An 11948-nucleotide genomic window follows, 5' to 3' on the forward strand; every position below is an offset into this window, starting at 1 on the left:
TCAGAAGTGAAACGCCGTAGCGCCGATGGTAGTGTGGGGTCTCCCCATGCGAGAGTAGGACACTGCCAGGCATCAAATTTAGTTGTGCTGATATGGCTCAGTTGGTAGAGCGCACCCTTGGTAAGGGTGAGGTCCCCAGTTCGACTCTGGGTATCAGCACCAGTTATATGGGTTTAAGTTCGGCACTTAGAAAAGAATTTACCTGGCGGTAATAGCGCGGTGGTCCCACCTGACCCCATGCCGAACTCAGAAGTGAAACGCCGTAGCGCCGATGGTAGTGTGGGGTCTCCCCATGCGAGAGTAGGACACTGCCAGGTATCAAATAAACAAACGAGGCCATCCTAACGGATGGCCTTTTTTGTATCTGAAATTTGTCAAAATATCAGCAGTAATACGCACCTATTTTAACTTTCTCTAAATCTATATAGTACTCTCTGAGTAGTTTCCTCGATTTATCGGCGTCACTTGTCGCCACAATCTAGCAACCTTATAAATATAAACCTTTATAAAATAGAGCCATTGGTGAGATCTTAATACTTCCTTGGTTTTATAAGTAACGAGTCACTCTCTGGCGCCCAGAATAACTGCATTAATTATTTTAATTAATCCGGTGCTAGGATATTGAGTGGCTGTATCGCCTTTGATGATGCAATATTGCCAACATAATCACCATAACTCACTGATTTTGTCTATTTATTGTTGTTAATATGCATGATTAGTCAGTTTTATACGATGTTAACCAATTTCACTGGTGCGCCAATAGCTAAATAATATTTATGTTTTTTGGTTATTTGTTCCTATCATTGAGGGTGATTTTGCAATCAGGCTAAATGCGAGGCCGCGCTGCGGAAGTAAAGGACAGCAGCGCATTGGTTTAATACCGCAATGAAACATTTTCAGGTTGTTGTTGATCACTCGACTTTGTATTTGGAAAAAGTTATCTTCAGGTGTCTGGAAGTCTAAACGTATAAACGGATATATTGAGGATGTAGGCATGCCAATTCGGGTCCCTGATGAACTACCTGCGGTGAGTTTCTTGCGTAATGAGAATGTTTTTGTGATGACTTCATCAAGAGCTAAAACTCAGGAAATTCGACCGCTAAAAGTATTGGTGCTGAATCTAATGCCTAAGAAGATAGAAACGGAAAATCAGTTTTTACGTTTACTGTCGAACTCGCCCCTGCAAGTGGATATTCAATTGCTACGAGTGGATAGCCGCGAATCGAAAAATACGCCAGCGGAGCATCTGAATAACTTCTATTGCGATTTTGAAGAGATTAAAAATCAGAATTTTGATGGACTTATCGTAACCGGCGCTCCTCTTGGGTTAGTGGATTTCAGCGATGTTGCCTATTGGCCGCAGATAGAACGCATTATCACCTGGGCCAAGGATCATGTGACATCAACGCTATTTGTCTGCTGGGCAGTGCAGGCCGCCTTAAACATTCTCTATGGGATTCCCAAACTAACTCGTAAGGAAAAATTGTCTGGGATTTATCGCCATCAAACCCTGAAACCTTTGGCGTTATTGACCCGTGGTTTTGATGAAAGCTTCTTTGCCCCTCATTCCCGTTATGCAGATTTTCCGATTGAGATTTTGCAGCAATACACCGATCTGGATATTCTGGCGGCTTCCGATGAGGCCGGTGCTTATCTGTTTGCCAGTAAGGATAAAAGAGTCGCTTTCGTTACCGGCCATCCGGAATACGATGTGGATACGCTGGCAGGGGAATATGCGCGGGATCGGGCTGCGGGTCTGGAACCTGCTGTCCCACTGAATTACTTCCCACAGAATGATCCTACGCAGCGCCCATTAGCCTCATGGCGTAGCCATGGACACTTATTATTTGCCAATTGGCTCAATTATTATGTCTATCAGATTACGCCGTTCGATCTACGTCAAATGAACCCGACTCTCGACTGATTTCATCTTTATATGGCGGCTGAATCGATGCCGCCTAACCATTTCTTCTGCTATTCTGCATAAACAATCCCTTTCCAACTGGTCTAATCTCTATATTAAACAATATGTTACAACGGGATTTTGTCATTTATGGAATGCCTTTCCTGAAGTGTGTATTTTGTTATTTGTGTTAATCAATTGATAAATAAAGATTAAATAAATATTTAATATAAAAATGGAAATCGTTTTTGATTTTCATGATTAATTGATTATTCTTAAATCTGTTGGGGTGAAAAACGACCAGAAAATCTTGCCGCCAATGACTCATAAAATGCGTCTCAGGCGGTAAGTACGCCGCTTGTGCGTTGGTGTATATGCCGTCAGATTGGGATGAGGAAAGGGTAATGACACAACAGTTAGTAGGCACGGAGTTAGTCTTCACGCAGAAGTTTTCCACTGCGGAGCGTCAGGTATTGACCGCTCAGGCCATCGAGTTTTTAACGGAATTAGTTGCTGAATTCTCAGAACGTCGCTGTCAACTCCTTGCTGCACGCGAGAAATGGCAACATGGCATTGATAATGGCGGATTGCCGGACTTTATTTCGGAAACCACTTCCATTCGCAATGGTGACTGGAAAATTCAGAATATCCCTGCTGATTTACAGGATCGTCGGGTTGAGATAACCGGCCCGGTAGAGCGCAAAATGGTGATTAACGCGCTGAATGCTAATGTGAAAGTCTTCATGGCAGATTTTGAAGATTCGCTGGCACCGAGTTGGGATAAAGTGATTGAAGGTCAAATTAACCTGCATGATGCGGTGAAAGGAACTATTTCTTATACCAATGAATCAGGCAAGATTTACCAGCTAAAACCAAATCCGGCGGTTTTGATTGCGCGAGTGCGCGGCCTGCATTTACCTGAAAAACACGTGACTTATCAGGGAGAAGCTATCTCTGGTGGTCTGTTCGATTTCGCCCTTTATTTCTTACATAATTATGAACACCTGCTGGCGAATGGTAGTGGCCCTTATTTCTATCTGCCCAAAATGCAGTCCTACCAAGAAGCTGCCTGGTGGAGCGACGTCTTTACCTTTACGGAACAGCGCTTTGGTTTGCCGCAGGGAACCATTAAAGCCACGGTATTAATCGAAACATTGCCTGCAGTGTTTCAGATGGACGAAATCCTATATCACCTGCGTCACCACATTGTTGGCCTTAACTGCGGACGCTGGGATTACATTTTCAGCTATATCAAAACATTGAAGAATCATAGCGATCGCGTTTTGCCCGATCGTCAATCCGTCACCATGACTCAACCTTTCCTCAGCTCATACTCTCGCCTGCTGATAAAAACCTGCCATAAGCGCGGTGCGTTGGCTATGGGGGGAATGGCGGCCTTTATTCCGAGTAAAGACGCAGAGAAGAACGCTTGGGTGTTGGATAAAGTCCGAGCCGATAAAGAATTGGAAGCCACTAATGGCCACGATGGCACCTGGGTTGCGCATCCGGGGTTGGCAGATACGGTGATGGAAGTATTTAATCGCGTATTAGGGAATCGTCCGAATCAATTGGAAGTGAGTCGTGCACAGGATAAACCTATTACCGCCGCTGAATTGCTAGAGCCCTGTTCTGGTGAAAGAACCGAAGAAGGTATGCGCGCCAATATCCGCGTGGCGGTGCAATACATTGAAGCCTGGATCTCCGGTAACGGCTGCGTACCTATCTATGGACTGATGGAAGATGCTGCGACGGCTGAGATATCCCGTACCTCTATTTGGCAATGGATTCACCACCAAAAATCCCTGAGTAACGGGAAAAAAGTCACTAAAGAATTGTTCCGCACAATGTTGAGTGAAGAAATGCAGGTTGTTAAGCAAGAGCTTGGTTCCGAACGCTTTGATTCCGGCCGCTTTAAAGAAGCCGCTCAGTTGATGGAACGTATAACAACACAAGACGAGCTGATCGACTTCCTGACCCTGCCTGGCTACGCGCTGCTGGCATAACCCTACAAATTAATAATAAGGATAAGAACAATGACTACCTCTCGTGCTCAACAAATCAAGCAATTGGAACAAGACTGGAAATCAGCGCGCTGGGAAGGGATTACCCGTCCTTACAGCGCTGAAGAAGTGATTAAATTGCGCGGCTCGGTCAATCCAGAATGCACGCTGGCGCAGCACGGTGCGCAAAAACTGTGGGATTTATTGCATGGTGGCGCTCGTAAAGGCTACATCAACTGTTTGGGCGCATTAACCGGCGGTCAGGCTTTGCAGCAGGCTAAAGCCGGTGTGGAAGCTATTTATTTGTCCGGTTGGCAGGTCGCGGCAGATGCCAATACCGCATCCAGCATGTATCCGGACCAGTCTTTATATCCGGTAGATTCGGTTCCTGCCGTAGTTAAACGCATTAATAACAGTTTCCGCCGAGCTGACCAAATCCAATGGTCGAATAATATCGAGCCGGGTACTCAAGGTTATACCGATTATTTCCTGCCGATTGTGGCTGATGCGGAAGCTGGTTTTGGCGGTGTGTTAAATGCTTTTGAACTGATGAAAGCCATGATTGAAGCCGGTGCAGCGGGCGTTCACTTCGAAGATCAGCTGGCGGCAGTGAAGAAATGTGGGCACATGGGCGGCAAGGTATTGGTACCAACTCAGGAAGCTATTCAGAAACTGGTTGCTGCGCGCTTGGCGGCGGACGTATTGGGTGTACCGACCTTATTGATCGCTCGTACCGATGCTGATGCGGCGGATCTGTTGACTTCCGACTGCGATCCTTACGATCGTGAATTTATCAGCGGCGAACGTACCGCCGAAGGCTTCTTCCGCACTCACGCCGGTATTGAGCAGGCGATTAGCCGTGGTCTGGCTTATGCCCCTTATGCAGATTTGGTGTGGTGCGAAACTTCTACGCCGGACTTGGCGCTGGCGAAGCGTTTTGCCGATGCGGTTCACGCTAAATTCCCAGGTAAATTGCTGGCTTATAACTGCTCGCCGTCCTTTAACTGGAAAAAGAATCTTAGCGATAAGCAAATTGCCAGCTTCCAGGAAGATCTGGCTGCAATGGGCTACAAATATCAGTTTATTACGCTGGCCGGTATTCACAGCATGTGGTTCAACATGTTCGACCTGGCGCACGCCTATGCTCAGGGCGAAGGAATGAAGCATTACGTAGAGAAAGTGCAACAGCCTGAATTTGCCTCGGTGGATCGTGGCTATACCTTTGCTTCCCATCAGCAGGAAGTAGGGACCGGTTACTTTGATAAAGTGACCAATATCATTCAGGGTGGCGAATCTTCAGTAACGGCGCTGACCGGATCGACAGAAGAGCAGCAGTTCTAATCCTACTGCCGAACTAGCAATCATTGTTAACCGGAGCCTGCGTATGCAGGCTCTGTTCCGTGTAGCGGGAGGTGAGCATGGCAATAAGCTTAGAGCAGTTAATCGCCCAAACTATTTTGCAGGGTTTTGATGCACAGTATGGCCGCTTTCTGGAAGTGACCGCAGGCGCTCAGCAGCGCTTTGAGCAGGCCGACTGGCAAGCGATTCAGCAAGCCATGAAAAAGCGAATTCATCTCTATGATCACCACGTTGGACTGGTGGTGGAGCAACTAAAACGCATTACCGGTAGCGGAAGTTTTGACGCCGAATTTCTGGCGCGGGTAAAAGCTATCTATACCGATCTATTGCCGGATTATCCACGTTTCGAAATAGCCGAAAGCTTTTTTAACTCGGTTTATTGCCGCCTGTTTAAACACCGTGAGTTAACTCAGGACAAGCTCTTTGTTTTCAGCTCCCAGCCGGAACGACGTTTTCGCGATATTCCACGGCCATTGGCGCGGGATTTTACGCCAGAGCAGGGTTTATCTGCGATGTTGCAGACGATATTGAATGATTTACCCCTTCGTTTACCTTGGGAAAATCTGCCCAGAGACATTGAATATATCGTTGCTGCGCTCCAACAGGCATTTAGCCCGCAGCAACTGGCTACCGCTCGCTTCCAGATTGCCAACGAACTGTTTTATCGTAATAAAGCGGCGTGGCTAGTGGGAAAGCTCAGATTGTCTGACGGAGTACATCCGTTCTTGCTGCCGATTCATCACAATGAATCGGCAGCATTATTTATTGACACCTGCCTGACCAGCAAAGCCGAGGCCAGTATTGTGTTTGGTTTCGCTCGCTCCTATTTCATGGTTTATGCCCCGTTGCCAGCGGCGATGGTGGAATGGCTAAGGGAAATTTTACCGGGCAAATCTACCGCCGAATTGTATATGGCGATAGGCTGTCAAAAGCACGGAAAAACCGAAAGCTACCGCGAATATCTCACCTATGTGCATCAATCCGATGAGCAGTTTATTGTTGCTCCAGGGGTGAAAGGCATGGTCATGCTGGTATTTACTTTGCCGTCCTTCGATCGGGTATTCAAAGTGATTAAAGACCAGTTTGCTCCGCAAAAAGAGGTCAGCCAGGCGCGAGTGCAGGAGTGCTATCAGTTAGTTAAAGAGCATGACCGCGTTGGGCGCATGGCGGATACTCAGGAATTTGAAAATTTTGTTATCGATAAGAATCGTATCAGTCAGGAACTGCTGGCCGAGCTACGGCTGGAAGTGCCGGAAAAACTGGAAGATTTAGGCGACCAAATTGTGATTAAGCATCTGTATATGGAGCGGCGCATGATACCGCTGAATATCTATATGGAGCAGGCTAATGAGCGGCAGTTATGGGACGCGATTGAAGAATACGGCAATGCGATAAAACAGCTAGCCGCAGCAAATATTTTCCCCGGCGACATGCTGTTTAAAAACTTTGGCGTCACGCGCCACGGACGCGTCGTTTTCTACGATTACGATGAAATTTGTTATATGACCGAAGTGAATTTCCGTGATATTCCTCCGCCGCGCTATCCGGAGGACGAAATGGCTAGCGAGCCTTGGTACAGCGTTTCTCCAAATGATGTTTTTCCTGAAGAGTTCCGCCATTTTCTTTGCAGCGATCCGCAAGTCAGAGCCTGCTTTGAAGAGATGCACGAGGATTTATTCCACGCTGAATACTGGCGCGGTTTGCAACAGCGTATTCGTCATGGGCATGTGGAGGATGTTTTCGCCTATCGGCGTAAGCAGCGCTTCTCACAACGGATTATAGGGTGATTTTTGCCCCACTAGCGGCGCGCGAGTGAGGCATTTTACTTAGCGATTACCGCCGCCGTAGGATTGCGTAATTTCTTTGGCGGCGTGAATAACCAGCGCCCCTAGCTCGGTCACGCGGTCATCGGTGATGCGTGAAACCGGCCCAGAAATAGAGATAGCGGCGAAGGCTTCATGATGTTCGTCATACAGACAGGCAGCGATACAACGCAAGCCCAGCGCATGTTCTTCATCATCGAAGGAATAGCCCTGCTTGCGAATTTGCGCCAAATTCTCTTTTAAACTGACCGGATTCGTGCGGGTGTGTTGGGTGTAGGCGTGCAGACCTTTTTTATGGAGTAGCTGCACCAGCTTTTCATCTGACAGAGTCGACAAGAACGCTTTTCCTGCACCGGAAGCATGCATGGGAAGCTTACCGCCAATAGGAGCAGACATACGCATCAGCGCGGTACATTGCACCTGATCGATAATGATCGCCTGATAATCGCTGTGATCCAATACCGCCAGATTGACGGTTTCGCCGGATTCATCCATCAAACGCCGCAGAATCGGATGTACCATGGCCAGTAGATTGCGGCTTTGTAAAAAGCTGCTGCCAACGACAAACGCTTGCGCGCCCATGGTCCACAGCCCTAAATCTCCCACCTGACGTACGAAGCCCTGCTGTTGCATAGTAGTCAGCAAGCGGTGAGTCGTTGAATTAGGTAAACCGGCCTGTTGTGCCAGATCCGTCAGAGCAACCTGACCTTGGGATTCGGAAATATATTCCAGTAATTTAAGGCCGCGAGTCAATGATTGAACCTGACCGGTAGCCGCTGCTGATGTAGCTCCACTAGCCTTTGTTTTCTTTCCCCGTTTAATGGGAATCGGTATCGTCATAAATCAGCTCCCTGGAAATATAATGGAATTCATTTTCGTTTTATAATTATGCATGCTAATGGGCCAAAACGCTCATCCGATGTGTGCAGATTTCTACCTGAAAAAGTCTCAACTTCCCGTCGACTCATTAGCCTTATAACTTGTGCTAGGATGGCTTGCTGGCTTTTGCAGCAGTTCCGATAGGTTAAACGGCTCTGAAATATGGGCTGGGATGATATTTGGCAGGGCATCGAGGCGAAGAGGCGACAGTGACAAATCGAGTAGAAAAACTGCACCAGCAGCTGGCAAAACGTATTTTAGTATTAGATGGCGGCATGGGCACCATGATCCAGAGCTATCGTCTGGAAGAAGCCGATTATCGCGGAGAACGTTTTGCGGATTGGCCGAGCGATCTGAAAGGAAATAACGATCTATTGGTTCTCTCCAAGCCCGAAGTGATTACCGCCATTCACAATGCTTATCTTGAAGCCGGTGCGGATATTCTTGAAACCAATACCTTTAACTCCACCACCATTGCTATGGCGGATTATCAAATGGAGTCGCTCTCGGCAGAGATTAACTACGAGGCCGCCCGACTAGCCCGACTCTGCGCCGATGAATGGACCGCCCGAACGCCGGATAAACCGCGCTACGTTGCCGGTGTGCTTGGCCCGACTAACCGAACTGCCTCTATTTCTCCCAAGGTTAACGATCCGGCTTTCCGTAACGTTAGCTTCGATCAATTGGTGGAAGCCTACCGCGAATCCACCCGAGCGCTGGTGGAGGGCGGCGTCGATATTATTATGATTGAAACGGTGTTCGATACCCTGAACGCCAAAGCCGCAACTTTTGCGGTAGAAACCGAATTTGAAGCCTTGGGCGTGGTGCTGCCGGTAATGGTATCTGGCACCATCACCGATGCCTCTGGCCGCACGCTTTCCGGGCAAACCACCGAAGCTTTTTATAATTCATTGCGCCACGTAAAACCGCTGTCATTCGGCCTGAACTGCGCTTTGGGGCCGGATGAGTTACGCCAGTATGTGGCTGAGTTATCCAGAATTTCAGAGTGTTACGTTAGTGCTCATCCCAACGCTGGCTTACCGAATGCTTTTGGTGAATACGATCTGGACGCCAAAGAAATGGCTGAGCATATCGCTGAATGGGCGCGATCAGGCTTTCTGAATATCGTTGGTGGCTGCTGTGGGACTACGCCGCGTCATATTGCCGCGATGGTAAAAGCCGTCGCTGGCATGCCGCCGCGCGCATTACCGCAGATTCCGGTCGCCTGCCGTCTGGCTGGGTTGGAACCCTTAACCATTGATGCCAATACGTTATTTGTCAACGTGGGCGAACGAACCAACGTGACCGGCTCTGCTCGTTTCAAACGGCTGATTAAGGAAGAGAAATACGCTGAAGCTTTAGATGTGGCTCGCCAGCAGGTAGAAAGCGGTGCGCAAATCATTGATATCAATATGGATGAAGGCATGTTGGATGCGGAAGCGGCGATGGTGCGTTTTCTGAATCTGATTGCCGGTGAACCGGATATTGCCCGCGTACCTATCATGATCGATTCCTCGAAATGGGACGTGATCGAAAAGGGGCTTAAGTGCATTCAGGGCAAAGGAATTGTTAACTCGATTTCGATGAAGGAAGGCGAGGCAGCCTTTATTCATCACGCTAAATTGGTACGTCGTTACGGTGCGGCCATGGTAGTGATGGCTTTTGATGAAGCTGGGCAGGCCGATACTCGCGCGCGCAAAATCGAGATTTGTCGTCGCGCCTATAAGCTGCTGACGGAAACCGTCGGCTTCCCGCCGGAAGATATTATTTTTGACCCAAATATCTTTGCTGTTGCTACTGGTATTGAAGAACATAATAACTATGCCGTTGATTTTATTGAGGCCTGTGCGGATATTAAAGGCGAGCTGCCTCACGCCCTCATTTCAGGCGGCGTTTCCAACGTTTCTTTCTCGTTCCGTGGCAACGACCCGGTACGTGAAGCGATCCATGCGGTTTTCCTGTATTACGCCATTCGCAGCGGCATGGATATGGGGATAGTCAACGCAGGTCAATTGGCAATTTACGACGATTTATCCGATGAATTGCGTGATGCGGTTGAAGATGTGATTCTGAACCGCCGTAATGACAGCACCGAGCGACTGCTGGATATCGCCGAAAAGTTTCGTGGCAGCAAAAGTGATGAAGTTGCGGTGCAGCAGGCGGAATGGCGAGGCTGGCCGGTGGTGAAACGGTTGGAATATTCGTTGGTGAAAGGCATTACCGAATTTATCGAACTGGATACCGAAGAGGCTCGTCAGGAAGCCGACAGACCGATTGAAGTGATTGAAGGCCCGTTAATGGCCGGCATGAACGTGGTGGGTGATTTGTTTGGCGAGGGCAAAATGTTTCTGCCACAGGTGGTGAAATCCGCCCGGGTGATGAAACAGGCCGTGGCCTATTTGGAACCTTATATTGAGGCCAGTAAGCAGAAAGGCACCACCGCCGGCAAGATCCTGCTGGCGACGGTTAAAGGCGATGTGCATGACATCGGTAAAAACATTGTTGGCGTGGTTCTACAGTGTAATAACTACGAAATTATCGATTTGGGTGTCATGGTGCCAACCGAGAAAATCCTGCGCACTGCGCGAGAGGAAAAAGTCGATATTATCGGTTTATCCGGTCTGATTACCCCGTCGCTGGATGAAATGGTTAACGTAGCCAAAGAGATGGAACGCCAGGGCTTTACCTTGCCGTTGCTCATTGGTGGCGCAACCACGTCCAAAGCGCATACGGCGGTTAAGATTGAGCAAAACTACAGCGGCTCAACCACTTACGTTTCTAATGCTTCTCGTAGTGTTGGGGTGGTATCGGCGTTGCTTTCGGACGCGCAACGGGACGAATTTATTGCTAAAACTCGCAAAGAGTATGAAACCGTCCGTATTCAGCATGCGCGTAAAAAACCGCGGACGCCGCCGGTCAGCCTGCAAGCTGCGCGGGATAACGCTACGGTGATTGACTGGGAAAATTATACGCCGCCGGTAGTCCATAAGCTTGGGGTTCAGCAGGTCGAAGCCAGCATTGAAATACTGCGAAATTATATCGATTGGACACCATTCTTTATGACCTGGTCGTTGGCCGGCAAGTATCCGCGCATTTTGGAAGATGAAGTGGTGGGAGAAGAGGCTAAGCGTCTGTTTGCTGATGCAAATCAGATGCTGGATAAGCTCTCATCAGAAGGATCATTGCATCCTAAAGGCGTGGTGGGTCTGTTCCCTGCCAATCGGGTGGGTGATGATATTGAGATTTATCGGGATGAACGTCGCGATGACGTGCTGCTGGTGAGCCACCATTTGCGGCAGCAAACGGAAAAAAATGACTTCCCTAATTATTGTCTGGCGGATTACGTTGCGCCAAAAACCAGCGGTAAAGCTGACTACATCGGCGCTTTTGCCGTGACCGGTGGACTGGAGGAAGATGCTCTGGCGGAGGCTTACGATGCTCAGCATGATGATTACAATAAAATCATGATTAAAGCCTTATCCGATCGTTTGGCGGAGGCTTTTGCCGAATATCTGCATGAGCGGGTGCGCAAGGTGTACTGGGGCTTTGCGCCAAATGAAAACCTGAGTAATGAAGAATTGGTGCGGGAAAACTATCAGGGGATTCGTCCGGCTCCGGGTTATCCGGCCTGTCCGGAACACACGGAAAAAGGGCAAATCTGGAAGCTGCTGGACGTGGAGACTCACACCGGAATGAAACTGACTGAATCCTACGCCATGTGGCCAGGAGCCTCGGTTTCAGGCTGGTATTTCAGCCATCCAGAAAGCAAATACTTTGCCGTAGCGCAGATTCAGCGAGATCAGGTAGAAGACTACGCGGCGCGAAAAGGGATGCCGATAGCCGAAGTCGAGCGCTGGCTGGCCCCTAATCTGGGTTACGATGCAGATTGATAAATGAGTGTGAGTGCTAAAAGAAACCGGCGTGCCAGATAGGCAGCGCCGGTTTTTCATGTTCAGGTGGGGTTTTAGGCGCAGATAATGTCCC

The 11948-nt window shown here is 48.6% G+C and carries 6 protein-coding genes, 1 tRNA gene and 1 rRNA gene; 7 read left to right on the plus strand and 1 reads right to left on the minus strand.

Translation table 11 applies throughout. The features are described from left to right. The first annotated feature begins 86 nt into the window (after nucleotides 1–86). The 6 genes from DBA33_RS03755 (at nucleotide 87) to aceK (ending at nucleotide 7049) form a co-directional block, all read left to right on the plus strand. A tRNA-Thr gene (locus tag DBA33_RS03755) sits at nucleotides 87–162 on the plus strand. Between the two features lie 39 nt (nucleotides 163–201). Next, nucleotides 202–317 (plus strand): 5S ribosomal RNA (gene rrf, locus DBA33_RS03760). Between the two features lie 677 nt (nucleotides 318–994). Continuing rightward, nucleotides 995–1924, plus strand: coding sequence for a homoserine O-succinyltransferase (gene metA / locus DBA33_RS03765; RefSeq protein ID WP_064515549.1), 930 nt, complete (start codon nucleotides 995–997; stop codon nucleotides 1922–1924). A gap of 383 nt (nucleotides 1925–2307) precedes the next feature. Then, nucleotides 2308–3906, plus strand: coding sequence for a malate synthase A (aceB, locus tag DBA33_RS03770; RefSeq protein WP_120805606.1), 1599 nt, complete (start codon nucleotides 2308–2310; stop codon nucleotides 3904–3906). 30 nt (nucleotides 3907–3936) lie between these two features. After that, entirely contained in the window at nucleotides 3937–5244 is a 1308-nt protein-coding gene (aceA, locus tag DBA33_RS03775; protein ID WP_064515544.1) for an isocitrate lyase, read from the plus strand. Between the two features lie 77 nt (nucleotides 5245–5321). Further along, nucleotides 5322–7049 carry a bifunctional isocitrate dehydrogenase kinase/phosphatase gene (gene aceK / locus DBA33_RS03780; RefSeq protein ID WP_064515542.1) on the plus strand — a complete coding sequence of 576 codons (1728 nt, stop codon included), beginning with the start codon at nucleotides 5322–5324 and terminating at the stop codon, nucleotides 7047–7049. A 39-nt stretch (nucleotides 7050–7088) separates the two neighbouring features. On the opposite strand, the gene iclR is transcribed toward aceK, so the two are convergent. Further along, nucleotides 7089–7925, minus strand: a complete 837-nt coding sequence (iclR, locus tag DBA33_RS03785; protein WP_064515540.1) for a glyoxylate bypass operon transcriptional repressor IclR — start codon at nucleotides 7923–7925, stop codon at nucleotides 7089–7091. Nucleotides 7926–8173: 248 nt separating this feature from the next. On the opposite strand from iclR, the gene metH reads away from it, so the two are divergent. Continuing rightward, nucleotides 8174–11854, plus strand: a complete 3681-nt coding sequence (gene metH, locus DBA33_RS03790; RefSeq protein WP_120805608.1) for a methionine synthase — start codon at nucleotides 8174–8176, stop codon at nucleotides 11852–11854. Nucleotides 11855–11948 lie beyond the last annotated feature (94 nt).

It is taken from the genome of Yersinia sp. IP36721, from assembly GCF_003634395.1.
Classification (GTDB): Bacteria; Pseudomonadota; Gammaproteobacteria; order Enterobacterales; family Enterobacteriaceae; genus Yersinia; species Yersinia entomophaga.

Bases quoted from the DNA above. Each gene is read 5' to 3' on its own strand.
- metA (WP_064515549.1), top strand. From the start codon at position 995: ATGCCAATTCGGGTCCCTGATGAACTACCTGCGGTGAGTTTCTTGCGT.
- aceB (WP_120805606.1), top strand. From the start codon at position 2,308: ATGACACAACAGTTAGTAGGCACGGAGTTAGTCTTCACGCAGAAGTTT.
- aceA (WP_064515544.1), top strand. From the start codon at position 3,937: ATGACTACCTCTCGTGCTCAACAAATCAAGCAATTGGAACAAGACTGG.
- aceK (WP_064515542.1), top strand. From the start codon at position 5,322: ATGGCAATAAGCTTAGAGCAGTTAATCGCCCAAACTATTTTGCAGGGT.
- iclR (WP_064515540.1), bottom strand. From the start codon at position 7,925: ATGACGATACCGATTCCCATTAAACGGGGAAAGAAAACAAAGGCTAGT.